General features: G+C 39.1%; 22 protein-coding genes and 1 tRNA gene. 12 read left to right on the top strand and 11 right to left on the bottom strand.

The features are described from left to right. Positions 1 to 359: 359 nt before the first annotated feature. From Q0791_RS06975 to Q0791_RS06965, 3 genes are all read right to left on the bottom strand, one after another. Positions 360 to 815 carry a hypothetical protein gene (locus tag Q0791_RS06975; protein WP_299004152.1) on the bottom strand — a complete coding sequence of 152 codons (456 nt, stop codon included), beginning with the start codon at positions 813 to 815 and terminating at the stop codon, positions 360 to 362. Between the two features lie 275 nt (positions 816 to 1,090). After that, the gene (locus tag Q0791_RS06970) at positions 1,091 to 3,598 is read right to left on the bottom strand and encodes a S8 family serine peptidase (protein WP_299004149.1); all 2,508 of its coding nucleotides are present in this window, start codon (positions 3,596 to 3,598) and stop codon (positions 1,091 to 1,093) included. Between the two features lie 609 nt (positions 3,599 to 4,207). After that, complete coding sequence (locus Q0791_RS06965) at positions 4,208 to 7,018, bottom strand: LamG-like jellyroll fold domain-containing protein (protein WP_299004148.1); 2,811 nt, start codon at positions 7,016 to 7,018, stop codon at positions 4,208 to 4,210. A gap of 399 nt (positions 7,019 to 7,417) precedes the next feature. Here Q0791_RS06965 and Q0791_RS06960 point away from each other — a divergent pair, with 399 nt between their 5' ends. After that, positions 7,418 to 9,238 (top strand): 2OG-Fe(II) oxygenase, encoded by a 1,821-nt coding sequence (locus Q0791_RS06960; protein ID WP_299004147.1) that lies wholly within the window; start codon positions 7,418 to 7,420, stop codon positions 9,236 to 9,238. On the opposite strand, the gene Q0791_RS06955 is transcribed toward Q0791_RS06960, so the two are convergent. Then, positions 9,230 to 10,063: an SDR family NAD(P)-dependent oxidoreductase gene (locus Q0791_RS06955; protein WP_299004145.1), complete on the bottom strand. Its 834-nt coding sequence runs from the start codon at positions 10,061 to 10,063 to the stop codon at positions 9,230 to 9,232. The genes Q0791_RS06960 and Q0791_RS06955 overlap by 9 nt on opposite strands. A gap of 155 nt (positions 10,064 to 10,218) precedes the next feature. Here Q0791_RS06955 and Q0791_RS06950 point away from each other — a divergent pair, with 155 nt between their 5' ends. From Q0791_RS06950 to Q0791_RS06940, 3 genes are all read left to right on the top strand, one after another. Further along, positions 10,219 to 10,980: an SDR family oxidoreductase gene (locus Q0791_RS06950; RefSeq protein WP_299004143.1), complete on the top strand. Its 762-nt coding sequence runs from the start codon at positions 10,219 to 10,221 to the stop codon at positions 10,978 to 10,980. A 146-nt stretch (positions 10,981 to 11,126) separates the two neighbouring features. Further along, on the top strand, positions 11,127 to 11,348 hold the full coding sequence (locus Q0791_RS06945) for a hypothetical protein (protein WP_299004142.1): 222 nt from the start codon (positions 11,127 to 11,129) through the stop codon (positions 11,346 to 11,348). Positions 11,349 to 11,641: 293 nt separating this feature from the next. Continuing rightward, entirely contained in the window at positions 11,642 to 12,202 is a 561-nt protein-coding gene (locus tag Q0791_RS06940; protein ID WP_299004140.1) for a hypothetical protein, read from the top strand. Between the two features lie 112 nt (positions 12,203 to 12,314). On the opposite strand, the gene Q0791_RS06935 is transcribed toward Q0791_RS06940, so the two are convergent. The 3 genes from Q0791_RS06935 to Q0791_RS06925 all read right to left on the bottom strand — a co-directional run bounded on the left by Q0791_RS06935 (position 12,315) and on the right by Q0791_RS06925 (position 17,492). Beyond that, complete coding sequence (locus tag Q0791_RS06935; RefSeq protein ID WP_299004138.1) at positions 12,315 to 14,558, bottom strand: glycoside hydrolase family 18 protein; 2,244 nt, start codon at positions 14,556 to 14,558, stop codon at positions 12,315 to 12,317. A gap of 1,005 nt (positions 14,559 to 15,563) precedes the next feature. Then, entirely contained in the window at positions 15,564 to 16,454 is an 891-nt protein-coding gene (locus Q0791_RS06930; RefSeq protein ID WP_299004136.1) for a protein-glutamate O-methyltransferase CheR, read from the bottom strand. Between the two features lie 117 nt (positions 16,455 to 16,571). Further along, positions 16,572 to 17,492, bottom strand: coding sequence for a chemotaxis protein CheV (locus Q0791_RS06925; RefSeq protein ID WP_299004134.1), 921 nt, complete (start codon positions 17,490 to 17,492; stop codon positions 16,572 to 16,574). A gap of 224 nt (positions 17,493 to 17,716) precedes the next feature. On the opposite strand from Q0791_RS06925, the gene flgA reads away from it, so the two are divergent. The 3 genes from flgA to flgN all read left to right on the top strand — a co-directional run bounded on the left by flgA (position 17,717) and on the right by flgN (position 19,263). Next, the gene (flgA, locus tag Q0791_RS06920; RefSeq protein ID WP_299004132.1) at positions 17,717 to 18,424 is read left to right on the top strand and encodes a flagellar basal body P-ring formation chaperone FlgA; all 708 of its coding nucleotides are present in this window, start codon (positions 17,717 to 17,719) and stop codon (positions 18,422 to 18,424) included. Between the two features lie 75 nt (positions 18,425 to 18,499). Then, the gene (gene flgM, locus Q0791_RS06915) at positions 18,500 to 18,802 is read left to right on the top strand and encodes a flagellar biosynthesis anti-sigma factor FlgM (RefSeq protein ID WP_299004131.1); all 303 of its coding nucleotides are present in this window, start codon (positions 18,500 to 18,502) and stop codon (positions 18,800 to 18,802) included. 35 nt (positions 18,803 to 18,837) lie between these two features. Next, positions 18,838 to 19,263: a flagellar export chaperone FlgN gene (gene flgN / locus Q0791_RS06910; RefSeq protein WP_299004129.1), complete on the top strand. Its 426-nt coding sequence runs from the start codon at positions 18,838 to 18,840 to the stop codon at positions 19,261 to 19,263. A gap of 59 nt (positions 19,264 to 19,322) precedes the next feature. On the opposite strand, the gene Q0791_RS06905 is transcribed toward flgN, so the two are convergent. Continuing rightward, positions 19,323 to 20,123 (bottom strand): FlgO family outer membrane protein, encoded by an 801-nt coding sequence (locus Q0791_RS06905; RefSeq protein WP_299004127.1) that lies wholly within the window; start codon positions 20,121 to 20,123, stop codon positions 19,323 to 19,325. 199 nt (positions 20,124 to 20,322) lie between these two features. On the opposite strand from Q0791_RS06905, the gene Q0791_RS06900 reads away from it, so the two are divergent. The 5 genes from Q0791_RS06900 (at position 20,323) to Q0791_RS06880 (ending at position 25,263) form a co-directional block, all read left to right on the top strand. After that, a complete protein-coding gene (locus tag Q0791_RS06900; RefSeq protein WP_299004125.1) occupies positions 20,323 to 21,243 on the top strand; it encodes a flagella assembly protein FlgT middle domain-containing protein in 921 nt (306 codons plus the stop codon). A 92-nt stretch (positions 21,244 to 21,335) separates the two neighbouring features. Next, a tRNA-Arg gene (locus tag Q0791_RS06895) sits at positions 21,336 to 21,411 on the top strand. Between the two features lie 150 nt (positions 21,412 to 21,561). Next, a complete protein-coding gene (locus Q0791_RS06890) occupies positions 21,562 to 21,876 on the top strand; it encodes a hypothetical protein (protein ID WP_299004123.1) in 315 nt (104 codons plus the stop codon). A gap of 577 nt (positions 21,877 to 22,453) precedes the next feature. Next, positions 22,454 to 24,139 (top strand): carbohydrate porin, encoded by a 1,686-nt coding sequence (locus tag Q0791_RS06885; RefSeq protein WP_299004121.1) that lies wholly within the window; start codon positions 22,454 to 22,456, stop codon positions 24,137 to 24,139. Positions 24,140 to 24,207: 68 nt separating this feature from the next. Beyond that, on the top strand, positions 24,208 to 25,263 hold the full coding sequence (locus Q0791_RS06880) for a cellulase family glycosylhydrolase (RefSeq protein WP_299004119.1): 1,056 nt from the start codon (positions 24,208 to 24,210) through the stop codon (positions 25,261 to 25,263). Here Q0791_RS06880 and Q0791_RS06875 read toward each other — a convergent pair. Genes Q0791_RS06875 through Q0791_RS06865 form a run of 3 tightly spaced genes read right to left on the bottom strand, consistent with a single transcriptional unit; the run spans position 25,213 to position 26,338 of the window. Then, positions 25,213 to 25,584 carry a GNAT family protein gene (locus Q0791_RS06875; protein ID WP_299004117.1) on the bottom strand — a complete coding sequence of 124 codons (372 nt, stop codon included), beginning with the start codon at positions 25,582 to 25,584 and terminating at the stop codon, positions 25,213 to 25,215. The two genes, Q0791_RS06880 and Q0791_RS06875, sit on opposite strands and share 51 nt — an antisense overlap. 12 nt (positions 25,585 to 25,596) lie before the next feature. Next, positions 25,597 to 25,821, bottom strand: coding sequence for a hypothetical protein (locus Q0791_RS06870; protein WP_299004115.1), 225 nt, complete (start codon positions 25,819 to 25,821; stop codon positions 25,597 to 25,599). Positions 25,822 to 25,825: 4 nt separating this feature from the next. Next, the gene (locus Q0791_RS06865) at positions 25,826 to 26,338 is read right to left on the bottom strand and encodes a GNAT family N-acetyltransferase (protein WP_299004113.1); all 513 of its coding nucleotides are present in this window, start codon (positions 26,336 to 26,338) and stop codon (positions 25,826 to 25,828) included. Between the last annotated feature and the right edge of the window lie 89 nt (positions 26,339 to 26,427).

The raw sequence follows: 26,427 nt of genomic DNA, 5'->3' as shown, positions 1-26,427 counted from the left end.
AGCGTTGGCTGGCGTCAAGGCGATGAACAAAGTTATTGGGCTAGGTATGCCTGTTCGACAGGCAACGAAATAAAACTAGGAAAACCTTGCTATAGCTGTATCTCAAGCAGCTATTTGATCAACAAGGCTGGTTAATGCTACTACGTATCTAATGAATTCTTTTCCTTCGTCATTAACAAAGTGTTGGCTACGATTAAATTCACTAGCCAGCCCAGTTAACTTATTAAGCTCTTTTTTAATTCAGTCAATGTATCTTGAACAATCCGAAGTTCACCTTGATCAACGGTTTTAGCCATACTGCCAAAAAATCGAGTAAATAATTCGTGTGGATTTTTAAAATAATAACCACTATATTTATTTTATAACTCGCCTAACCCTATTAAAAATATCGCTTTAACTTGCTGATATTCCTCTCTGATAGCCATTTTATTTTTTAATTCTAGAGTTTGTTTTTGCAATGCATTATGGGATTGTAATGTGTTAATTATTTCGGCTTGCTTGTTGATCATTTCAAGATTGTGAGTTTGCATTGCAACTGTTTGGGTTTTCATTTGCTTGAGCATCTTTGTCTGAAAAGTTGCTGTTTCAACATTTGCCTTCGCTACATGCTCTTGTTCTTTAATTAATAATAAAAAAGTCGATATGGTTGCCACTGCAATAACAACAGTAAAAATGCCACCTAATAAGCCACCAAAGCTAGCCCAATCACTGGACGCTTTAGATAAACAATCAAGCCCGATACAATGCCCATTGAATACATCAAAATATAACCAAAAAATAGACAAAGCGACTAAAACTAAAAAAACAATAAGCACACTGCTCCCTTTTTAATCACGTCCTTGAGTCCATCGTATTCTTCACTGTAATTCTGCTTTTCCAACATCTATACCCTGTTAGCAAATTTTATCACTATCCTTTTAAAAAAATTGTACAGATAGTTACATCAAAAAGGCAACAAGTTCATCGCTAACTTATCAATAAAACAAAAAACCAGTGGGTGGTATATATCCACTGGCCACTGGTTTTGTTTACCTTTTACCTTGTTAAAACCGCTATCATATCTACTATCATGTCGCAATATGCAGCCAGTTTAATACCCTCTTCCTCCATTATTTTGACTTTGCGTCGATGTATCTGTTGTGCCGTCAGAATGTTCAAAATAAGCGGTCAATGGCTCAGAGCAATAACTTGTCCCTTTTACACATACCTGATAAACGGCACTGGTAACAGGCACATCATTTGGAATAAACTTATGTTTAGCCATGCCATCATTTTGGGTGGTTTTGACTCGGTCACCGTCTTTGTAAATATCGACTTTTTCGGTATCAGGGCCTGACCAACTCAGTTTGGTCACATATTGGCCTCTCTTATTGATTTTAGACCAGAGTACGTCGACGACAATAGGCTCGTCACTCTCGCTTGGAACGTCAAAACTGGCCATCAATGGCGCAGAGCAACCCATATCAAGGTGACACACTTTATACTCAGTACTGGCGACTAACTCATCACTGGTAAATTTATGTTTGGCGAGACCATCGTCAATCGTAGTTTTAACTAAAACGTTATCACGATAGATCTCAATGTTTTTTACGTTTTGACTGTTATTACTTGAGTTATCACGTGAATTATTACGCGAGTTATCACGCCAATTATTACGATTCGAATCATCTGCTTCTGCTCCCTGCCAAGAAAACTGCGTCACATATTTCCCTTTACGATTTATCTTAGTCTGAATAATTTCAACAGGAAATGCGACGGGATCTGGCTCATTACTGTCCATTAAGCGCTCTAGAGCATTACCCACATTTAAACGGCCACCTGATACTGTTTTGTCTTGTAAACTCTCTATCGAATCGACCGAATCCATTAATATTTGCTTCATTTCAGCAGCAGTCACATTCGAATCAAAAGACCACAATAACGCCGCCGCGCCAGTCACATGTGCCGCAGCCATCGAAGTACCAGAAAAATATTGATATCCATGTTGTTCATCACCAAGCTGCGCCGTTGAAAAAATAGCCTCTCCAGGGGCTGCGAGATCAACATCAGCGACACTCCAATTAGCGAAACTTGACACTTCACCATAATCATCCACAGATGTGACTGATATAATGGCTTCATGATTAAAACTGGCGGGGTAGAAAGGGGTTACGGCTATGTCTGAACTAGTGTCATTGATTTCATCGGTGACAATATCATCGCAGGTCAGCCCTTCTACGTATTCAACACGACCTCTATTCCAAACAAGATAAGGATTAGACTCAGCCTCTTGCTTAGTTTGATACTCACTTAAATCGATCAAATCATTAATATTACATTCTGTTTCTTCATTAGTTGCTACACTGCCAGCGTTATCCCCAGCAGCAGCCACAATGAGCATGCCTGCCTCTGTCGCTCGGTCAATGGCATATTTCAAATTATCATCATAATCATCCATACCTAACGACATGTTGATCGCTTTGATATCCACGCCTTCATTCTCTTTGAGTGCAACAAAATAATCGACACAGGCAATGAGATGATCCACCTCGGCATATTGCGCCATATCAGGCAGCTGGCTATTCCACTCTTTGGCTTGACAGGCTATCATGCTCACATTCCAGTTAATGCCTGCGATGCCAAGATTATTGTTCCCTGCCGCACCAATCACTCCCGCAACGGCAGATCCATAGGCCATATAATCATTCTCCGCAGTGAGATCTAAATCAAGCGGATCACCATCATCATTTACCGCATCATATCCATGAACATCGTTAGGATAACCGTTTCTGTCATAATCTTTTTGCTTTGCGTTTCTTGCCTTCCGTTCATTGGCATTCGTCCACATATTGGCTTTTAAGTCATCATGATCATAATCAACACCTTGACCGATAATCCCCACAATCACAGTCTGATCCCCAGTGGTGTGATCCCAAGCCTGCTGCACATTAATCTCATCTAAATTCTCCTGAGAACAGACAAAAGGATCATTGGTAAGAGGAATATCATCAGTAAAACCATCATCATCGGCCTCGACAGCATCACTGCACTCATAGGCCACACCACCAAAAGAAAACTCGTCTTCATTCGAATGAGCATGTTCCTCACCTAAATGCTCCCCTACATTCACGTCACTGGGATCTGATATTAAAATAGGTGCCTCTTCCTTACCAATAACAACTTCTTCTACTGGCTCATCATCTGCGCTATTCACATCACTCGCATCTAGTGTAAAAGTAGGCGCCTCTTCCTTACCAATAACAACTTCTTCTACTGGCTCATCATCTGCGCTATTTACATCACTCGCATCTAGTGTAAAAGTAGGCGCCTCTTCCTTATTAATAACAATGTCTTCTACCGTGTCATCATCATCTGCATCAATAATGTGCTCATGTAGGGAAGGAATATTAAGTTCACCAGTTTTAACACCTTCTAATGAAACGGGATCAAGCTGTGATCCACTCCCCGTATTATTACTTGCCTGCATGCTTTTGGAACTTTTTACCTCTTTTACTTTAAGCTCTTCTACTACTGCTTCGTCATTAGCCCACACAGAAAAACACAGGGTCATAGATGCCATCAAGGCGTTTAATTTAAACATGGGTGTCAAAGGTTTCATTTGCAATGCCTCCGGTAGATCAGCGCGTTAATCATCAATAGATTGATTAATCACCAATTAAAATGAATGGATATACCATCGCGCTTTATCTGCATCATTTGCTTAAGTCAGGTAGTAAGCCATTGCAGCAACGCTCCCTACAGCATATGTATAAAAAATGTTAAAATCCTCAATCGTGAGTATGAAACCCACCTAGGAAAAAAGTATATTTAACACTCATAATCTCACTATTAAGTCTTAGCACCATAGAGTCACTGTCAATTTATTCATATTCTGCATATAAGCTGCTAAAGGTAATCAGCACAAGAATGCTCACCTATTTCGATATTAAACAGGCATAGGCTAAACCAAATGCAGTTTTGAATAACACTTTCATCTCACAAGTTGAAAAAACGAATAACAAGGCCAACTCACTCAAAACTGATCATGGTCGATTCATCAAAGAAAGTCGGTGAATCTTATTCAAACCTCATACATATATGGTAATAAAAATAAAAAGGTAATAAGCAATAAACATAAAAAAACCAGCAATAATATTGCTGGTTTTTGATTCATTTATGAAAAACAATTTCTGAATAGTCAGAGTGTCAAATTCCTTTGATTATTACACTAATTGACAGTGCCATCTGTGCAAGGTGACTCGACTTCAATCCATACTACTTCATACCAAGAAGCACCTGGAAGAGGCAATTCCAAACCTAATCCACTATCTTGAGCTTCCCATGTTTTACCTTCATACATAACAATATCACCTCTCGAGTACTCTGTTGTCGCCGCCCATTCATCGACGCTACAATCATCCACAGGGCAAACTGCAACACTCGTGTTATCGCTATCTGGGCAAGGTGAATCGACTTCTACCCAATAATATTCTGATGTTGTGCCTGGCTCCCCTAACTCTAAGCCAAGTCCTCTATCTTGAGCTTCCCATGTCTTGCCATCATGATACACAATATCACCCACTTGATATTCTGTACCCGTCGCCACCCAAGCGTCAACGCAGCATTCAGAAATCGTAGTTTCATCATTCGTTTCACTGCTTAAGTTATACTCTGACACTAGACTTACCCGTTCCGACACACTAAAGTCACCCGCTGGGTGAATAAACCGATAGTCAAACGAGTCTGTGACAGTATTGTAGCGGTCATTCCATTTATTCGTTTTCTGTGTTGTTGGCGTAAAAGTAAATTGAATCACTTTATCTGCAACGGCTTCCATCACTAAGTTACCTTGACTAGGGGCTTGCACTACCTCTATTTCTAGACTATCGGGGTTGGCAAGGTAGCCAATGAGCTCACCTTCGCCAGATAGGTGATTATCTAACGCATGCGTGGTTGTCACCGCATCACCAAAGTACTGCCCATCATGCTGGTTACCACTAAAGTCATTGAGTTGCGTCGATTCAAAGGGGTAATAAGCCACTAAGTTATCGCTGCCTGTAAGACTGACTGTTCGATCTAAGATAAAATCATTCTCAGCCATGACCGTATTCCACATGGCGACGCCATCCATCTGTCCCATAAAATAATCGGCATTATCAATATCGCCACTCCAAGTGCCTAAGCGTAAGGGGGCATCAGAGTTAACATCAAATGCTTTTTTAGATGTTGAATTATACGATGATTTACTAGCAACCTTTACGCCATTGACATAAAGCGTGGCCGTATTCTCCGCTTTAGATGTACCTGAGGTGATGCTCGCCGCTAGATGATACCAAGTCTGCTTTTCCAGTACACTATTGCCTGTCACTTTTAAAGTTGACCTGCCATCCGCCATAAAAAATTCTGGTACTAACGTGTCTCTTAATCTAAGTACCCAGCCCTGTAGGGTACCCGTACCCGGTTTTTTCGCGACTATGTTGCGGTAATCGCCCTCACTGTTTTTATCTAAATAGACCCAAGCTTGTACGGTAAACGCATTCATATTTAGGGTATCGGCATGAGGGATTTCCACATAGTCACCATCACCATCCAGTAATAGCGCATGGTTTCGACTCTCTGTTGCTTCAACACCATTATAAAGAGCCAATCTGTAAAAATCGGCATTATCATAGAGGTAGTCAAGGGTATAAGTTGCTTTACTCCACCTATCATCATTATTCCAGTTATTTTGCACCTCTGATCTTATGGCTTCATCATAGGTGAAATGCATGAGTAGATCAGGATCAGCAGGATCGACACTCATGTGCTTACCCACTTGCAGTTCCGCCTGTGTTAATGCTCTTTGCCAAACTCGCGTTTCATCCATTAGCCCAGTAAAAAAGCTACCTGATAATTTTTTATTGGCGCCTAACACCAAGTCGCCATCGGAAAACTCCATGCCACGCTTATTATTGCTGTCAACAGTTCTCGTCGCTACCTCGACGCCATCGAGTAACATAGAAAGTTGCCTCGAAGCAGAGTCAAAGCTTACCGCCACATGATGCCAGTCTCCAGCTTGAATATTCACGCTACTATTTAAATTACTGCCGCCTAAGTAACTGTATACTTGACCCGATGTTCTTATCCCTATGATGGTTCTACCTGTGCCACTGCCATCCTGCTGCTGAACAATATGCTGTTTATTAGCCAATGAATCCGTTTTAAACCAAGTCTCAACCGTAAAAGACTGAGTGGGATCAAAAGCGCCATTAGTGCTTATCACACCATATTGATTGTTACCATTAAACATCAAGCCTAATGCCGCGCCAGTGCTAATACTGCTATCTAAGCTTGCCGCTACAGGCTCTACTGCCGTATCGTCTTCTCCTGGGAAAATATCATCACTGACAGTATCATCACTGGCAGTGTTATCATCAGCGTCAAGAACTGGAATATCCTCGCTGCCACTGTCATCATCGGCATCATTAATAAGTTCATTTTCATTATTAATGGGTTCATTATTCTTTGTCTTATGGGGATCATAAGTATTATCACCTGCCGATGTGCTGGCATCTTCTTCAACTGTGCTGCCTTCTTTTATCTCAGCTGGCGCAACTTGCTGATCGATGACCGTCTCATCCGCTGAAACATCGTCGTCATCTACTTCAAGAATAGGGTCATTATTTGTCTTATGAGGATCGCGATTATAGTCATTAGTCGATGTGCTAGCGTCTGCTTCTGCTGTGCTGCCCTCTTTTGTCTCACTTGACGCAGATTCTTGTTCGATAAACGTTTCTTCTACTGAAACATCATCGTCATCTGCTTCAAAAATAGGGTCATTATTCGTCTTATGAGGATCGCGATTATAGTCATTAGTCGATGTGCTGGTTTCCACTTCAGTTGTGCTGCTCTCAATTGACGCAGTCTTTTCTATACTGGATGTGGTTGATACTTGTTGTTCTTCTTCAACCACAGGGTCGTCATTGGCCCAGACTGAAAAACACAATGTCATTGATGCCATCAAGGCGTTAAGTTGAAAAACTGGCGTAAAGGGCTTCATTTGTAATACCTCCGGCAGATCAGCGCTATGATAATAAAAAGCCTGATTTTATTAATATTCGATTCAAATGAATTGATCGATCATCGCGCTTTATCTGCATCATGAGCTTAATCAGATATAAGCCATAGCATCAACGCTCCCTTCAGCATATGTATAAAAAATGTTAAATACCTCAGTCATGAGTATGAAACCCAACTTAGCCTTGTCGCTAATACAGACGATTTCAATCAGAATTTTTTACTATTATGCAAGCAATAAGAAACAAAAAAACATATAAAAAACATAAGTTTTTATAAGAGTGTTAAGAAAATTAAGGAGAGATATTCAAAAAAAGCACAATCAATAGCCTAATAGACTATAACTAAACAAGATGCGTTTAATTTATTCTTGGTGTGATCTATGGCTCTTCTTCCTGTTGATATTATAAAAGAAAACAATCAGTGGAACCTAAAATGGTTAGAAATTAGCCCCAATGAAATCATAGAGCCATTTTTTAAACATACCATTAAAACGGCTATCGCTAATGGCAAAAAATACCAATCTAGCCTGTTGAATGAGCTACTATCTGCAAGCCAGCCTAAATCAAGCCAGCCCACACTAAGCCTTCATCGCTCTGTGGTTGATATTAAAAAAGCGAAAACCACACCCAATATCATTTTTCATTTATCTCGCTGTGGCTCCACCCTAGCCGCACAAATGTTATCGGAAATCAACAAAATAACTGTGATCGCCGAGCCCGCTATTATCAATAAAGTACTGGCCACACAAGAGTTTACTGACACACGTAAGCAGCAGATCTTAGAGAAGATCATAAATACATTTATTTTTCAGCTAAATGAGCAATATGTTGTCTTTAAACTCAGCAGCTGGAATGTCTATTCTTTTTCGCTTTTTAAACGCATTTATCCACACATGAAAGCCATTTTCATGTATCGAACACCAAGCGAAGTCATTCAATCTCATCTTAGGCACCCTGCTGGCTGGCTTAAAAGTCGCAATGATGGCAATAAACAAGCCCTCATCAACGAATGTACCACAAAGCTATCCAGTATGATGCAACTCGCACTTGATATTCCAACAGAAGAGATTATCTGTATTGATCATCACGACATGCCAAGTGCCTGTGCTCAAATCATCTTGCCTCATTTTCATATTAAAGATCTAACATCAAATGATATCAATATCATGCTAAGCCGATCGCAATATTATTCTAAAAATAAGGGTGAACCATTTGAAGAAAAAAACACCATAGAGTCAGAAATAGCTTTGTCACTTTTAAAAGCACACTATGATAAAATCAATGATCTTTATCATAAACTACAAAACAAGCAACGCGTCTTTGATTATCCTCAATATTATGAAGAAGCCAAAAAATATGAAAATAAAAAATACCTCAAAAATAAGCTTAAGCGTCTTAAGGAAAATTACAGCCAATTTAAAGATAAGGTTGATTTTTTTAACTCATTACAACTCATGTATCGAAAAGCGGGTAATCTAAAAAAAGCGAAAAAATACTGTAAAGAGATACATAAACTGCTCCCTAATGACACTTATTTTACACGGGCCAACGCTATTTTTTCAGGGTTAGATCTCGCAGGCGATCATCGAAATATTCCTGAATTGCTTCCAGCTGAGTTCGTACAAAAACATCACTTCCTCAATAAAGAGCAACACCAACAAGTATTAGATTATACTAGAGAACATCAAGAATACTGCAACTATTCGTGTAACGCAGGCAGTGTCAACTTTACTAAACGTAAGACATTAGTGATTAATTTAAAAGGAGAGAACAATCCCATTATTACGCTAATGAAAGATAAGATATTGAATATATTTCCAACAATCATATCAAAAATGAGCATTCCCGATTTTAAAATTTACAGTTTAGAAATGAAAATATCGATTCATTTAAATGATTTTTACTTCAAAGCTCATACTGATGATAAACTCATTCCCAATCGAAAAATTGCCTTTTTATATTATTTTAATTTCAGTGATAAAAACTTTACCGGTGGCGATTTATTACTTTTTGATACCAACTTTGATAAAAATAAAACCTTTTCTCAAAGCCAATTCACTCGAATTACGCCAATCAATAATAGCATTCTCTTTATTCCAAGCGGATTTTACCATGCCGTTAGCCCAGTGATATTAGAGAGTAATGAGTTTCAACAAGGACGCTTTTGTATTAGTGGTCACATTAAAGAAAAATTACCCTAAAAACGCCTCTTTCAATATGCCGTTCACTCTTTGCTGAAAATCTTGCAAAGTTTGCTCATCAGTGAAAATATAAAACGCTTTATTTTCTAATCCGTCAAATAATATCTTTGCCGCCTCTATTGGCTCTATTCCTTTCTCCGTTGCTGTCGCAATCCCTTGAAAAAAATTTTTGGCACTCGAAGCAATATACAGATTTTTCTGGTACTTTGCTAAGTGTCGACCTGAATTCGCTAAATTGGATTTGACAAAATAAGGAAAAAAAATAGCAAATTGAATAGAAGGATGTAACAACTGACAGTCTTGTTGAAGGGCTTCGGTAAAAGCCACAACAGCATGCTTAGCCATTTGATAACTAAATAAATGCGCCTTTGTCACTAAGCCTAAATGAGAAGAAACACTGACAAAACAAGGTCTATCATGTGTCGATGCTTGAAGCAAAGGCAAAAAATGACGAGCAATATTCACTGTCCCCGTTAAGTTAACCGCTAATGTCCAATCCACTTGCTCCTTTGGCACTTCCCATACCGCGCCAAAAGGCCCTGACACTCCTGCACAATTTATCACCATATCGATACAAGGTACTTGCTGAGACAGTTTATTTGACAAGGCCTTAACAGCAGAATCATCGCGAATATCAAGAGGAATCAAATTGACGTTTTTCTCAGCGGCGTACATATCAATTAATTGATGATTTGTATGCCCATCGAAATCACAATCTAGCAAAAAAAGTTGTGCCGCCTTATTCTGTAAACAATACTGAGCAATACCTAAACCAACTCCACTAGCGGCACCAGTGATCACAATGTGACGATCAGTAATAAACATAAAATATACCAACCAGAATGAAATTTAACATAACTTTGGTTCATTCCAATGAATTTTTCAAATCACACCTATCAGCACCCGTTAAAATGATCGACACTTCACGCATTTCTAGCTAGTATAAAATTTCTACAGATAAGCATACCGACATATTGTATATGAGCACAGATTCGAATCTTCAATCACCTAAAAAAACCATTGTTCTAACAGGTGCAAGTCGAGGTATTGGCCATGCAACAGTTAAACAGTTTTCTTCTCAAGGCTATCGAGTGATCACTTGTTCACGGCACCCTTTTTCAAGCAAATGCCCTTGGCCATCAGGGAGCGATGATCATATTCAAGTAGACTTAAATTCGCCTGATAATATAGACAAAGCCATCCATGAGATAAAAAAACGACTGATTAAAGGAAACAGTCAGCTGGAAGCGCTGATTAATAATGCTGGGATCAGCCCTAAAAATACACAGGGTGAGCGTTTAAGTACACTCAATACCGACTTGTCTCTTTGGCAAGAAGTGTTTCAAGTTAATTTCTTTGCCCCTATTCTTTTAGCTCGAGGTCTATTTGACGAATTAAAAATGACACAAGGGGCCATTGTAAACGTCACCTCTATCGCAGGCAGTCGAGTACACCCTTTTGCTGGCGCGGCCTATGCCAGTTCAAAAGCGGCACTTGCCTCCCTCACTAGAGAAATGGCGGCAGATTTTGGCCCCCATGGCATTCGCGTCAATGCCATTGCACCTGGCGAAATAGATACCGCTATTCTCTCACCCGGCACAGACAAACTTCTAAACTCTATTCCACTACGACGACTCGGTACCACCGAAGAAGTGGCGAAAACCATTTACTTTCTCTGTACCAGTCCATCAAGTTACGTTAATGGAGCAGAGATCCATATCAATGGTGGACAACACGTTTAGTGCCTAACAACTCGGATTAACGCAATACAATAAACAATACAGTCGCTAACCCATTATTCCTTCACTCGTTTATTTGACATCAGCTTATAAAGCAAGCAAACTAACTCAGTCAATAAGAATAAAAAATGATACAAAAGGGATCTTTCATGCCCGCTTTTAACATTACTCGAATACATACCCCTAATGGCATTTTCAAACTCACAGGCAAAACTGTCACAGATACAGGCTCCACTAAGCTGCAAATTGACACCCTTGATATATTAGGCACAGATGGCTGGATAACACTTGATATCAAAGCTCGTCACACTCAACGCCTTATTCATCTTATTGAAGCTGATTGCATTGAGCATATAAAAGAAAAACAATAGACAAAAATTAACAATTGTATTAATATGCATCCATATTCAGGATGGTGGTATCAATAGATAGCATAATTGAATAAATGAAAACGAAAGGGAATTCGACACTCAACTCAAGTTTGCCATGACATTGACTTCCCAACTCTTTTTTATTTTTTCACACTCGCTATTTAATATTCCCTTAAATTTGTCGCTTATTATGGCGGCGCTATTACATCTACAAAATCTCATGGAACGAGTCGAAATAGGCATAATATTCACTTGCTCCATAGCTGACATAATATTAAATACGGAAATGCATTATGGGTTTTTTGAACAAAATGAAAGCACAAGTGACAAATTTAAGTGACGGCGTCAGTGCCACCACCTCTAAGCTTGCAGGCAACGTGCTAACCTCCTCTAAAGAAAACAGCAAATTGGTTGCCATTAAAGGCGAAATAGCTTCTATTGATGGTGATTTGGAGTTTGCTTACAAAGCCATCGGGAAAAAATACATTGAACATGTCGCCAAGACAGGGCAGAGTTTTGAGTTTGGCGTGCAAGAGACGCTCATTCAAATCGCGCCAAAATTGGATAAAAAAGCACAACTGGAAAGCGAGGCCATTGAAATAGAAAAAGCCTTAAAAGATCAACTCATCATGCAAGAAAAAGCTGTTTTTCAAAATGAATTTGATGAAGAGCAAGCGAAATTGGATAAAGCCTTAAAAATGGATGTGATTTCTAAAGAAGAGCATACAGAAAAACTCCTTAAAGCCAAAAAGCGACTGAATAACTTTATTGAAATTCGTAAAATTGAAAAGCAATATGAAATGGATCTCATTTCAAAAGAAGAAAAAGAAGAACGTATTGCGCTATTAAGCTAAACCATCAATAGCAACTGAGTCTTGTTAGTCAATGAAAAATCAGGAAGAGCGGTTATCGCTCCTCCTGCTTTAAATTGAACAAACCATTAACTATGCAAGGAGTTAATCACTATTAATTGGCCGAATTATAACCTTGTTCAAAGTTATAGATGAGCGAATTACTCTGATCCTCTTTATAAGACACATCACCATTGATAGTCCACATGATGACGCCACCTAAGCCCTTCTTCTTCGCATATGTACCATAAGATTTTGCAACATTAGCCGATGTATAAGCCACAAATGAATTGGTTACTGACGAAGGATAAGCACTACTTGGTGCAACAGCCGTCACATTATTCACCGTATCATAAACCGTTGAAGAAGTCGTCGGTGTAAATGCGCTCGCTTTAAACATCGTTGAACCAATGGCATAGGTTTCCTGAGTCACTGAATCGTAATAGGTCCAATCCTTAGCGGTAAAACCATTGGTTAACATGTCATTTAATAAGTAATTGTATGAGAACATGCCATTACATGCATCACTACTGCTAGGATCCGTTGAACATGTCGCACTGTCTTGATCACCAGGTAAAATAGCCGCATTTGAGATGGACTGATAAAGTCCTGTGCTGTCAGGATCCATATCTGTATCGATAGTCACACCGCTATAAGCACGCCCATAAGCCGCTAATCCTATATTGACTTTAAGTAAATCCGTCGAACTCAGACGATTCCAGCTGCTTAAGCTCTCAGCATCATTACCTGCGTTTAAATATTTAAGAGAACCGTCAATAGAGAAATCAGCATCTTCACCTGTTACAGGATCGGTATATAAAGCGAAAGGATCACTATAAGTCCCACTGTTATAGCTAAACAAGTTGCTGTTAAAGCCAGTGTAATTATCCGTTCCGTAATCAAAATTACCATGGAAGTCATAAGTCATCAGGTTAAAATGATCTAAGCCTTGATCAAACCATGATTGAATATAGTTGTAACTGCTATCGCTCCCATCGTTCCCCATCAAGCCTTGCAACATACCAGGCGTTGCTTGAATAGTGATAGACACTTCTAAGCCCAAATCTTTTATCTGCTCAACTAAGCTTTGGCCATTTGCATTATTTGTCGCATTATCAGCCAAGGCTTGGAACAAGAGACTGCTCGCATAATCTGTAGCGGGATCATTAAACTCTATGTCTAAATCAATGCCATCCACACCATTAGCTTTTAAATGCTTCGCAACCTTTAAAAAGTTCTCAATATTTGTTGAGCTGATACTCGTTCCATTTGATGACACTAAACGATCCATATAAGACAGGTACGTCCAACCACCAATAGCAATATAATGTTTTAATGTGCCCGCCTCATTTTGTAAATCAGTGAAAGCCGAAAATGCACCATAACAAACATATTCCCAGCAGTTTTCATAACCGTCAGTACGGGTTAATTCTGCTGCTGTACCACTCGTCCCTTGAGTTGAATCGTAGTAACACACTTCAGAACCTTCTTTCGAGGTATCACATAGACCACCAGTGTCATAGTCTGTCAGCTTTTGATCCGTCCAAGGATCATTAAATGTGAAGGTACCGTCACTTTCTGGTAAGAAGAAACCGTAGTTAACCGCTGTTAAGCCCTCTAACATATCTTCGAAATGCTGATTTTCAGTGGTACCATTGTTGGCTGATGAGTTACTGCCTTTATTACAGGCTGGGTAACCGACATAATTGCCTTCTTCTTCAATACCGGGAACATTATAAGACGCTTGAGCAATATAGTAACCCGCATCCTTACAAGGATCTTCAGAAGACACTTCACTTGAACTCGTATTATTATTATCATAACCCGCATAATTAGGATAATAAGCCATCACAAAGGGAGTACTCGTCTCTGAGTCATTCGAAGAACTACTGCTGTCTCCTTCAATACTAAAGCTCAATGATGAAATTGATGCATCACTGTTATCAGTACTAAATGTCACTGTACCTGATTTTGTCGTGTCATCGTCCACACTAGCTGCGGTAACAGAAATCGTACAACTGGTCGCACTCGTGCTAATAGTACAAGTCGAGTCACTAAAAGTCAGTAAGTTATCACTTTCAGTAGCGGAAACCACAGTATCACTTGACGGAACAGTATCGGCCGTGATGGTAATCACCCCCTGACCTTCGCTGGATAGAGGATTGGGGCTTAAAGCAGGCGTTAATGTGACACTGGTTGTCGCACTCTCATCACCACTATCACTTGAAGAATCACTACTGTCTGTTGAACTACTGTCGCTTGAAGTACTGCTATCGCTATCACTACCGCCACAAGCCACCAATTGCGAAGACAATGCAAATAATGACAAGTAAAGTAATGTTCTAATGGATGGTTTCATCAAAATAACCTCTTGTTGATACTCAAAAAGTAACTGATATACCCCCACTATGGATATCATTTAAATTTGATATACCCATAGAAGCAATCTTAAATACTTAATTAAATAACAACAGTATTAATTAAAAAATTTGAATTCTTGACATAAGAAGTACTTTACTTAATAAAAAGTAAAGTCATAATGCCATGACGTTTTACCTTTCAAACTCACTGACTACTTATTACTGACTATTTATTGTTATCCAATATTTTATGCTTACCATTCCTCTCGACTCAATAAAATAAAGACTAAAATAATAATATTTTTTATTATCCCAGCATTATTTTAAGTTTCAAATAAAAATGAACTTAATATAATCTTAACCTGAATTCATTCAGCTTAAGTTCAACTTAAGACTGAGCAATATTCAAAAATAGCATTCAATAATAAAAAATCATTTAAAAACATAACCTAAATAGAGGTAATCACAGTTAAGATAAAGTAAAAATAAGCCAAAAAATAATACTTAAAGCTAAATTAGACATTATTATTATTATAATTCAACACACATTACTTTTTCAGTGAACACATTTACAAACACTGACAAAACCAAATGAAAATAACGAAAACCACAGTGAAAAAATAAAAATATTTAAAATGAAATGATAAAATTTGTATTTGAATTATAGATAAAAGGTAACCAACTTCATATTTTAATTTATTACTCATTCGATTAAGAAGTAAAATCAAATCGATTAAGGTGGAAAAAATAAAACCCAATATACACATTGACTAAAATGAGCACACTTAAATAAAACCACCTAAATAAAATCACTTAAATAAAATAATAAAAGTTTAAGTTAACAACTAGATTTTAACAAAATAAATCATATACACACAATATCATTAAATACATTAATCCCTCTTCTTAACCACTAAAACCCTCTTAACCACTAAAATAGTCAAATGGATATTAAAAGCTTAAGTAATGATGAACTGATAAAATGACAATTAAAAAATATGACATCAATACCGTTTTTGATAATAGATACCGGGATGACAGCGTACCATGCTAAATTCTTCACTGAGCCCAGAAATAGACTCAGATGCGCCTAAAAATAAAATCCCTTTTGAATTTAATACTGTCGCAAATTGCCGTAATATTTTTTGTTTCGATTCAGGTGAAAAATAAATGAGCACATTACGACAGAAAATAATGTCAAACTTCCCTAATAAACTGTAATTATCAAGTAAATTATGAGCTCTAAAGTTTACCATACGTTTAACAGCTTCTTTTATAGCCATTTTTCCAGTATTTGAACTTGACTGAAAACGGCTCCCCCCTGCAGCTAGGGCTAATTCAGCCCTGTCAGTCACAGGATCAAAAAAGCGTTGTTTTCTGCTCTCCGATAACCCTCTACCAAGTGCTAAATTGTCATATACGCCCAACTTAGACTTCTCTAACATAGTGGGAGAGAGATCCGTTGCCAGAATATCACAGTTAAAGGGTAAACGGCTTAAGCTTTTTTGCTGATACTCAAGCACTGACATAGCCAAAGAATAAGGTTCTTGGCCCGAAGAGCATGCCGCAGACCAGATTTTTAATGGCCGCCCTAGGCGCATATATTGAGGCAGCAAGTGATTTTGCAACAATTCAAATGGGTAGTTATCTCTAAACCACAAAGTCTCATTCGTTGTCATTGCATCAATGACCTCAATGCGTAATTGTCTTGCCGCAGGCTTCATTGAATGCCTCACCACATCCGATAAAGAAGGCAGATTGTATTTCCCCATTAATGGCGCCAATCGACTGCGAACCAGATACTGTTTATTTTCCCCTAATACGATGCCACTATGTTGCTCTAAAAAAAGCCTAAACTGGTTATACTCAAGGTGTTCAAGTGATTTATTTGGCAAGTTTACATCCTAGATGAATAGCAAGGGAACATTAAAAATCATAACAATTGCGCTGGGTTATACCCCAGCGCTTTCCAAAATACAAGTCAAAACACTATGATATTACTCAATTCTAAATTAAACACTTAGATGCTTATTGACTGCGCCAGCTAATTCATCAGGATTAAACTTAGCAATGAAGTCATCCGCTCCCACTTTCTCAACCATGGCTTGATTGAAGACGCCACTGAGAGAAGTATGTAAAACCACCTTAATGTCCTTTAATTTTGGATCATCTCGAATTTCTGCCGTTAAGGTATAACCATCCATTTCTGGCATTTCAATATCAGAAATAATCAATGGAATTTCATTGGCGACGTTATCCATGCCAGCAGCAATATTTTTTAATTTATTTAACGCCTCTTTTCCATCTTTTGCCGTATCAATTTGCAAATCCAATGCCGATAGCGCCCTGATGATCTGTTTACGGGCCACAGAAGAATCATCAATCACCATAATATGATAATGCTTGTTCTTATCGATAGTGAGTTGTTCATCCAGCTCTTTACTGATATTGGTATTAGCAGGGGAAACTTCATCGAGAATTTTTTCCACATCTAAAATTTCAACCAGTTCACTGTCAATTTCCGTCACCGCAGTCAAATAAGAATAGCGCCCTGTACCTTGAGGCGGAGGCATGATACTTTCCCAATTCATATTAATGATACGTTCAACGGAGCGCACCAAAAAACCTTGTACACTTCGATTATATTCAGAAATAATAATGAAGCAGCCTGAGGTATCTTCAATGGGGCGTCCACCTGTTGCCGCACTCAAATCAATCACCGAAATCGTCACACCACGAATGTGTGCTACACCACGAATATTATTGTTGAGTTTCGGTAAACTCGTCAGTTTAGGGCATTGCAGTACTTCTTTAACTTTAAAAACATTAATGCCAAACCTTTGCCTACCATTTAGCTTAAATAACAAGAGCTCTAATCGATTTTGCCCCACCAATTGGGTACGTTTATTTACAGAGTCGAGAATGCGTGACATAAAGTAAACCTTATTCTTATGGATCTGTGCTCAACTTACTCATAGCGTTTAAGTTAAAGCCTCATCATGCATACCATGCATGGAAAACTAAACAGGACTCATAAACGGGCATATTAATTGCTTACAAAGGATATTGCCCCAAAACACAAAAGCGCCTAATTTCATTTAAGTCAAAATAATGACGCTTTGGACATTGACTTAAAGATAGAGCTAATATATTGATTATGAAAGTTAAATATTGTATCTTTCTTCTTTTTCTTTTACTACCTAAATTCGCTATTGGCAACAATATTGCGGCAACTCCTACTTTATCGGCCTTAACTACTATAGCTATAGCGGCAATAGAGAAAAAAATTGTTGTACCAAACGGAGCGAAAGTAAAAATCACACCACAAGCAATACACTCAGCACAATATATTCCTGCTTGTTCAGGTCCCCTCAAAGCAAGTCTTGCCAGCAATAGAGACATTAAACGTAATAATACGGTGAAAATCACTTGTGTCAGTCCTGAGCTCGATTACCCTTGGCAGCTTTTTCTAAACGTACGGGTTGATATCTTATTTCCCGTTGTAGTGAGTAAACGATTATTAGGTGCAGCTCAGATTATTGATGAAAAGGATGTCGATATTGCCTATATAGAAAAAAGCCATTTACGAGGACAACAACAAATTAAACTTAACCATGTCATTGGCGCTCGCCTCAAGCGGCGTGTGCCAGCTAATACCCCCTTATTTGACAATCATTTTTGCCTGATCTGTGAAGGTGACACTGTTACCATTATCGCCCGTACTGGCAGCCTTAACATTAAAACACAAGGAACAGCCCTTAATGACGGTAATCTGGGCGACGCCATAGCTATCAGCAACCGATACACTCAAAAAAAAGTCAATGCTTATGTCTCCGGCATTGCTCAAGTCACTATCAGACTTTAAAATAGCCCTAAAGCTATCACGGAACTGGCCGATAACCTCAGTATTCGGTAGTGCCTTTCTCATTTGGAATAAAAAATGGCCATTGATATTAAACACACACTAAGTCACAAGAGTACAATATCGCCATTATTCGGCCATAAAAATACTGACCCCAAAACAGCTCAGTCTCAACAAATCCGCACTGCACCTGCGGATTCAGTATCTATCACCTCTCAAGCGCAACAAGTGCAGGGCGCTCAATCCAATCTTTCTCAATTACCTGAAATAGATAAGGCAAAAATTGAGGCCATCAAACTGGCTATCAGTGAGGGGCATTATAAAGTCGATCCTGAAAAACTGGCTAAAAACATTGCGAGTTTTGAAAATGAACTTGGCTAAAATACAAAAACTAAACTGAACGAAGAGACATTATAATGGAAGCCTTAGACTCATTGCTGGAGTTACAACATGATAGGCTGCTTCAACTGCAAGCCATATTGGCAAAGGAAAAACAAGCTGTTCTTCATAAAGAGGCTGATATATTGCTGCGCCTTTGCGGTGAAAAAGCCACACTACTAGACCAAATCAAGACTCATGATCAAAACATGGCTCATCATCCTAAAAAAAACCTTTTGCAGAGCCAGCCTGATTTAATCCATAAGTTACAGCTATCCAAACAGCTCCTCGCACAGTGTCAGCAATTAAATACTGAAAATGCTCATCTAGTGGCATTCAATCAAGCGAGTCTCAACCGTCTTTCTCAGGCATTACAAGTCAGCCGAAATGCATCGAGTTTAACTTATAATGATAAAGGCAAGACCTCAACCTTGTCTTCTTTGGGCAATAACATCAAAGTCTAACTTGGTTTACCTTTTGTAATATCCTACTAGTTTTCTTTGTCTTTTATCCCTAATATCTGTCAGAAAAAAGCGATCCCATTATCCACTTCTTCCACACTCTCATTTTCTAACACTTGGCTTAAATTTGTTTTTTGATGGCCTTGCTGAATATCCTCCTGCGATGGGCGTATCGTCTTCAACTCCACTTTTGGCGCTGTTTGCTGCGCCAATGCTTGCTGTGATCTTGTTTGCTCTAGCGTCATCACCCCCGCCAGTTCATCATGGCTAAAAAAAGTTTGTGCTGAAGACATTACCCGTTGACTCGAAATATGCAATAATCGCGCATTCAATATCAAACCTTCAGGCGTTAAGATCATCGTCGAGACTAGCGCATGATCAACCATTAAAGACGAAGATAATTGCCTCCAATCTCGCGTCAACATAAAATCACCCGCTGACGTCACTTTCAATTTAGGACTCATATTGGCATCTATCACAGTAAATGCTCTTTGCTGTAACCCTGTCATTAAACTGTCTTGCAATGCCAACCCCACAGCATTGGTTTTGGTGAGTTCACTTAACAATACGGGAGTTGCCACCACAATAAGCTGTGCTTCGGGTAAACCTTGATTAAACACCACCAGCTCATCCAATAAATTCGCTATTTGTGACGCAAAAGCATGAAAACTCTGTTTATCAAAGGACCTGTTCTGAGTTAGCGGTATATGAGTGATATCCGTAGCGGTATGATCGGCAAAAGTATTCCCCTCATGACTACTGCAACCGATAAAAGTAAACAATACACCATAAAGAGACAAACCTAAAAAGCGCTTCAACTGACGCTGCCAAGCTCGACTATTCGCCTTATCAATTTTCAGCATGAAAATCAGTCCTTACATTCATAAAATCATTATAGCGATTCTAGAATATCGGCTAAGAGGCCCATAACTTGAGTGAATGTCATTCATTGTGTTTTACTTAACGACGGCATACATATTGCTTATTTAAATCAGGTAAGTGTGCAGACAGGCACGCAAGCAGGTACTAAATAAACAGACACTAGCAATAACGAGGCCGATATTGTTCACTCAGTTAACTCAATTCATCACTCCATGCCTACTAGTATTAAGCTTATTTTGTCATGCAAGCTCAGCTCAACCAGAGCTTGCGCAAACATCTGCCGTTCCTGCCTGCCATTCAAGCATCAAAGCCAGTATTTTGGTACCACAAGCACAAATTCACGACAGAAGTCAGTTGCGCTATGGACAAATAGGCCATTTTGAACAGCACCTTTCCCAGCGACTCACCCAAAAGCTCAACCTTAATTTGCAACACGGATTTGCCCTAACATATTCAAAGGAGCGCCTCGATTTCTCCCCTTCATTGTCCTCCACTCACAGCACTCGAATCCCAAACTGGCTTAACACAATAACCAATAGCCAATATCTGTTGATCCCCAGTATTAACAATATCGCCACCGATAATCCGCGCTATATTTTCGGCTTGTGGGAAACCTCACCGAATCGCCAATTTGTCATTACCCTCAGCCTATATCATGGGATCAGCGGAGAACGCATTTGGCAAAAGCGTTATGAAAGTGAAGCAGAATGGGAATTTAGCCTAACCGCTCAAGTTGACTCGGCAAGCCAAACCTTTTGGCAAAGTGATTATGGTCAAAATATTGACACTGTTTTATCTCAGGTGAGCCACGACCTTGATCATACACTGGCATGCCGTCCGGTTATTGGACAAGTGATTGCCCGTTATGGCAATAAAATTCTCATTAACCTCGGTAGACGAAATGGCGTTAAAGTCGGCGATAACTTTCGACTGGTACTGCAAAATCAAATGCAAGATCGCATAAATATAGAACGTATAACGGCAGTAGACAGTGACGTTCAAATCACTATAGATCAAGTAAGCGAAAATATTGCAAAGTCCCATTTATCCCCACAAGACGCCATGAGTAATATTCAGATAAACGATCTGATCCTCAAATAAAAAGAGCATAATAAGCCGCTAAGCGTTCAATATTCAAGCAATTAAATTTAAAGCCTTTTCATCAGCATAAAAATCAGTATAATCAATGGCGTCTCCCTATAGCTCAACAGGATAGAGCAGTCGCCTCCTAAGCGATCGATCGGGGTTCGAGTCCCTGTGGGGAGACCAGTTGTTAACTTACCGATAAATAAAATTTATCGGTGACGTTATTAATTACTCAAGGGTTTTGTTAACTTTTCTTCTCTGCCTACTCACTGACCCTATATTGTGATTACTCTTCGCCTATAATAAAAATTATTCTTTTAAAACGGAACCACTATGAAATATTTAACTGCGGCGACCTTATTATTACTGCCTATCAGCTCCTTTGCTGCCGATTACGTCATCGAAGTTTGTGAAATTCAGGCCATGAATGACTCTAATATCGCTTTTATCAAACCTTGTGAAAATTGGGTCTCTAAAAGCAATTGTGATAATGGCTATGTTGCTTGGGATATGAGTAAATTTCAGGGCCAAACCATGTATAGCACTGCCCTCGCGGCTTTAATGGCCAATAAAAAGGTGAGAATTCGTACCAATGGCAGTTGTAGCGGTGTCTACGACAATACCAATATGATCCGCTTACAAAATTAAATGCCATTTATGCAGGAGCAATGAATGACCTTGACTAAAAACGTTCCATTCCCACTGAACTCTGCATATTGAAGTATCTAAGGTATAACTCAATGATAACAGGCGAATACTTTCCGGTTTCAGATCCTACAGATTTAAAAAATAGAATGACGATATCGATATCATCAGAACACTATAAACACCAAACAAAGACTCTAATCGAAGCCCATCTAAATTGTACTAGCTCAGACCTAATATGATAGTCTCCAACCTCTTTGAAAAACCTTGAATTGTTTTATTCTTCTCTTTTATATTTCATACCATCAACTCATCACAAAGCGTAATCTATCCCTATCTTCCTATCACTATCACTATCACTATCACTATCACTATCACAAAACCAATAATCTTAATTTTTTACTCTAAAACCTAGACTAAAGCATAGTAATTTTTGCAAAAATTGCTGTTCTATTACTTATTCACTAGGATTATAAACAGTCAAGATTTTCAAACATAACTGAGTGTTAGCAAAATGGGCCGTTGAGTATTTACATCCCTAACCATACTTGCTAGCGCGCTTTTCAAGCAAGGATCCATAATGACAAACAAGGATTTAAAACCTGTAATACTATCCGTGCTACTATTTTCCCCCCTCACTTTCTTTTCATCGACTCTGTTAGCCAAAGAGACTCAAACTTTGACGTCAGAAGAACAGCTACAGCAGCTCAAAGCTGACATGAAATCGATTCAACAGCAATATCAACAACAGATGGCCAAAATAGCTGAACAACTCAAGGCACTAGAACAAAAAGCCGCACTTGAAACAAAACAAAACCAACAAAACTCCTCTTCCATTAAAACAGCCGACAGCCAACAAGAAAATAAACTTGTTACTGCTGACTCAGGCCAACAGTACAACAAAGAGACAAAGAAACAAGAAGATGATGAAAACATGACTCAAGAAGCGAGTCAGTCTTCTGCTTATCCGGATAAATTAACCTCTGTGGAGCATTTTATTTACGGTGGCTACTTTCGTTCAGGTTATGGCGTCAATAAGCTAGGGAATAGCATGACCGCCTTTCGAAATCCCGATGTTCCTAGCCCCACAAAATACCGTTTAGGTAATGAAGCAGATACCTACGGCGAGTTAATCTTGGGCTACAACAGTAGTATTTTAGACAAGCCCATTGATCCTTATTGGGAAGCTCAAGTACGATTAGCGTATTTTTACTCTCCTCCTTCTTCCGCTCCCTATAGTAGCAATGTTAATCATCTTTATATCGCCGAATCTTTTGTTTCTGGGGCAAACATGTTTACCTCAGATCCCGATGCTCAAGTATGGGGTGGACAGCGCTACTATCGCCTTGATGAATCTTTACTCAATGACTTTTATTTTCTCGATATGAGTGGCGTGGGTGCAGGCGCTGAAAATATCGCCTTAGGGGAGACGGTCAAACTCAATGTGGCCTTTATTGGCGGGCCGGATATTCCTGCTGATTCAACATCAGATTATCTAGGCAGCAACGATGGAATATTATCTAAAAGCAATCTAGATGTACAAATTCATAATATTCCATTGGGTAAAACCCACAGCATGATCTGGCTCAATGCCTCTTACGATCGTGGCGGCAACGCCGAGGCCTATGACTCTTCCAATGGCGATACCTATTCTTACCAAACAAAAGCGGCTTCAGGCTTTGGCATTGGTTTTTTTAATTTTAACGATCACTTTTTTGGTGGAGAAAATACCTTTGCCGCCATGTATGGCATAGGGACATCCTCTAATTTTAGAGCGGGTACAGACCAACTAACGCTTTCGGGCGAAAATGTCACCCCCAATATTTATGATTTAAATGAAGCTCGAAGCCTTCGCATATTAGATTTTTTTACCATTCCATTAACACCTAAATGGTCATTAATCACATTGGGGATCTATCAACACGATAGAAATGGCAACATAGATCCCACTTATGGCAGTATTCGTAACTGGTACTCCTTTGGCGTGCGGCCCACTTATATGTTTGACGATATCTTTGGCTTACAATTTGAGCTGGGCATGGATTATGTGAGTTCCGATCAGCTTAGAACGGCCACAAGAGACGGCATAGTCACCAAATTCACAATTGATCCTTTTATGCAACTTGGCCTTAATACTCAGCTTAGAAGCTTTATTACCTTCGCAGCTTGGTCAGAAGACTATAAAGCAGATGACATTGGTGGGGATGCCTATGAAGATGACACATTCGGTGTGAATGCCGGAGTGCAAATTACCACTTCTTGGTAAAATCAGTCATTATGTTCAAAAGGATAGCGCAAACGTATTATAACATACTCGCTCTTTCTATGAACTCAATGATGCTTACTCTCTTGTGCTTCATCAGCTTTCCTGTATCAAGCTTGCCATTTATGGTGATTAAAAACACTATCCTCGACCCTCAAGGCAATCCTTTTATCACAAAAGGGGTCAATATTTTCGCGGATCGTAATGAAGACTTTAACGCAATCGTCAATTGTTGGAAATTTAATGCCATTCGCGTGGCTCATTTTCCTGAGACTTTTTGGTATAACCCCACATGGGAATTTGACTTACTGGTAAAAGATTTCGCTAACAAACATATTGTAGTTATCTTTAATTTAGCCATGGACAGTCCGCAAAAAGGACACGGCATAGGCACTTACTGGCCAAATAAATGGGATGCGTTAACCCAAGAATACAGTTTCTTTGCCAAGCGTTATAAAGATAATCCTTACGTATGGTTCGAAACCACTAATGAACCCGGCACTAAAGAAAGTTTAACTTCCGATCCTAAAAAAGAAGCAATATCTTGGCTTAATTTAAATAAAACCCTCATTCAAGCTATTCGGCAAACAGGCAACATCAACCCAATCTTAGTTCAAGGTTGGTGTTGGGGACAAGATGCCTGTGACTGGTCCAGTGCAAAAGTGCCAATAGAAAAAAGTGCCATACTCTCTCAAGGGCCACGCCTGCTCGCCTCTGATGTGGACCCCTTAAACAACCTGATATTCAGTCAACATGTTTATGAGCAGTGGAATGATAATAAGCAAGATAAACTCTATCATTTTCAACAAAGTGTATTAAATAATGAGCAAGCATTAATCATCACAGAATACGGTGCAGAAAATCTATCCGTTTCCACCTCACAGGCCACCCAAGCCATGTTTCAATCCGCAAAAAAACTGGGCATAGGTCGATTTGTTTGGATCTGGAGCGCAGATGATAATAACAATCTCACATTCAGCGAAAAAGGTCACGGTGCTGACATTAATGATTGCCTACATCCGACAAACCTCACGCCACTGGGCCAACAAGTCTGGAATGATAACCATACTAAAGCATTACAGACTCCCGCGATGCCAATCATCCCTCAACAAAGCATACAAAGATAAGTCATGATAGCGCCCTTTCCAATAGCTATGCTGCCTCAATAAGGCTTCTTTGATAAAACCCAGTTTATTCAATACCCTTTCTGATCCCATATTACCCTGCATCACATAGGCCTCAATACGATTCACCGAATGTGTACAAGCTGCTGAAAATAAAAAATCGACCACTTTTTCTAACACCTCACTAGCAATTCCCTTCCCCCATGATCCATAATGTAACTCATAACCAATAACAGCCACGTGCCGCTCACTTTCAAAGTGATTTACACCACACCCACCTAAATATTCAAGAGTCAATTTGTCCCTAATTACCCACCTCAGCATCTTCTGTTCCTGCTACTTTCTCGCCTCTTCGCCAATAAAGTCGCGTACTTTTTCAATTGACTCAAACGCACCTAAATCATAAAACTGCGTGACTTTTGGGGTAGAGAAAAGTGCGAATATCTCTTCGCTATCATCAAGCCTAGTCTCATTTAATCTCAGCCTCGCTGTTTCTAAAATAGGTGTATTTACAATCAACTTATCAATACTCTGTGTTGAAATGATTTCAGCCTTTAACATTAAGCTATCTTAAATTCATTCCATAGCGATGTAATAACCAATCCTTCTCTTGATAGGTTTTAATAAAGTGCATGCCTAACTTACGTAAAATATTAATAGAGGCAGTATTCTCTGCAACGGCATCACCCACCACGAAATTCAGCGCCATATGTTGTTTGGCATATTCAATACAGGCTTTATTGGCTTCTGTTGCTAATCCTCTTCCCCAAAAATCCGGGTGCAAGCGGTAGCCAATATCAATTTCATTAATACGCGTCTCATTTTTGAAACCACAAAAACCGATAACCTTTCCCGTTTCTTTAAGCACAACCGCCCAGCGCCCAAAACCTATGGATTGATATTCTTTAAGCCAAATATCAGTAATAATCTTTTGAGCATCATTCACACTTTCACACATGCCCGCATCTCCTGTGTATAAATTCACCTCTTTGGGGGCATTAAAATCATACACGGCTTGGGCATCACTTAAATTAAACTCTCGAATGATTAATCTTGGCGTTTGAGTAATGATCTTCATTTTGACATCCTTATTCACTGCTATACACACTTTTCTGTATTGGGTTTTATCTTATATAGTATTCACAAAGCAAAACAGATACAGTGATA

Origin of the sequence: uncultured Shewanella sp. (assembly GCF_947495455.1) — a bacterium.
Taxonomy (GTDB): Bacteria; Pseudomonadota; Gammaproteobacteria; order Enterobacterales; family Shewanellaceae; genus Shewanella.
This window is presented reverse-complemented; position numbering and strand designations above follow the sequence as displayed.

What these genes read in the sequence shown, in the direction of transcription:
- flgM (WP_299004131.1), top strand. Translation starts at nt 18,500, where the DNA reads ATGGCCATTGATATTAAACACACACTAAGTCACAAGAGTACAATATCG.
- Q0791_RS06960 (WP_299004147.1), top strand. Translation starts at nt 7,418, where the DNA reads ATGGCTCTTCTTCCTGTTGATATTATAAAAGAAAACAATCAGTGGAAC.
- flgN (WP_299004129.1), top strand. Translation starts at nt 18,838, where the DNA reads ATGGAAGCCTTAGACTCATTGCTGGAGTTACAACATGATAGGCTGCTT.
- Q0791_RS06875 (WP_299004117.1), bottom strand. Translation starts at nt 25,584, where the DNA reads ATGCTGAGGTGGGTAATTAGGGACAAATTGACTCTTGAATATTTAGGT.
- Q0791_RS06885 (WP_299004121.1), top strand. Translation starts at nt 22,454, where the DNA reads ATGACAAACAAGGATTTAAAACCTGTAATACTATCCGTGCTACTATTT.
- Q0791_RS06950 (WP_299004143.1), top strand. Translation starts at nt 10,219, where the DNA reads ATGAGCACAGATTCGAATCTTCAATCACCTAAAAAAACCATTGTTCTA.
- Q0791_RS06925 (WP_299004134.1), bottom strand. Translation starts at nt 17,492, where the DNA reads ATGTCACGCATTCTCGACTCTGTAAATAAACGTACCCAATTGGTGGGG.
- Q0791_RS06880 (WP_299004119.1), top strand. Translation starts at nt 24,208, where the DNA reads ATGATGCTTACTCTCTTGTGCTTCATCAGCTTTCCTGTATCAAGCTTG.
- Q0791_RS06965 (WP_299004148.1), bottom strand. Translation starts at nt 7,018, where the DNA reads ATGAAGCCCTTTACGCCAGTTTTTCAACTTAACGCCTTGATGGCATCA.
- Q0791_RS06970 (WP_299004149.1), bottom strand. Translation starts at nt 3,598, where the DNA reads ATGAAACCTTTGACACCCATGTTTAAATTAAACGCCTTGATGGCATCT.
- Q0791_RS06955 (WP_299004145.1), bottom strand. Translation starts at nt 10,063, where the DNA reads ATGTTTATTACTGATCGTCACATTGTGATCACTGGTGCCGCTAGTGGA.
- flgA (WP_299004132.1), top strand. Translation starts at nt 17,717, where the DNA reads ATGAAAGTTAAATATTGTATCTTTCTTCTTTTTCTTTTACTACCTAAA.
- Q0791_RS06940 (WP_299004140.1), top strand. Translation starts at nt 11,642, where the DNA reads ATGGGTTTTTTGAACAAAATGAAAGCACAAGTGACAAATTTAAGTGAC.
- Q0791_RS06865 (WP_299004113.1), bottom strand. Translation starts at nt 26,338, where the DNA reads ATGAAGATCATTACTCAAACGCCAAGATTAATCATTCGAGAGTTTAAT.
- Q0791_RS06890 (WP_299004123.1), top strand. Translation starts at nt 21,562, where the DNA reads ATGAAATATTTAACTGCGGCGACCTTATTATTACTGCCTATCAGCTCC.
- Q0791_RS06870 (WP_299004115.1), bottom strand. Translation starts at nt 25,821, where the DNA reads ATGTTAAAGGCTGAAATCATTTCAACACAGAGTATTGATAAGTTGATT.
- Q0791_RS06945 (WP_299004142.1), top strand. Translation starts at nt 11,127, where the DNA reads ATGCCCGCTTTTAACATTACTCGAATACATACCCCTAATGGCATTTTC.
- Q0791_RS06935 (WP_299004138.1), bottom strand. Translation starts at nt 14,558, where the DNA reads ATGAAACCATCCATTAGAACATTACTTTACTTGTCATTATTTGCATTG.
- Q0791_RS06905 (WP_299004127.1), bottom strand. Translation starts at nt 20,123, where the DNA reads ATGCTGAAAATTGATAAGGCGAATAGTCGAGCTTGGCAGCGTCAGTTG.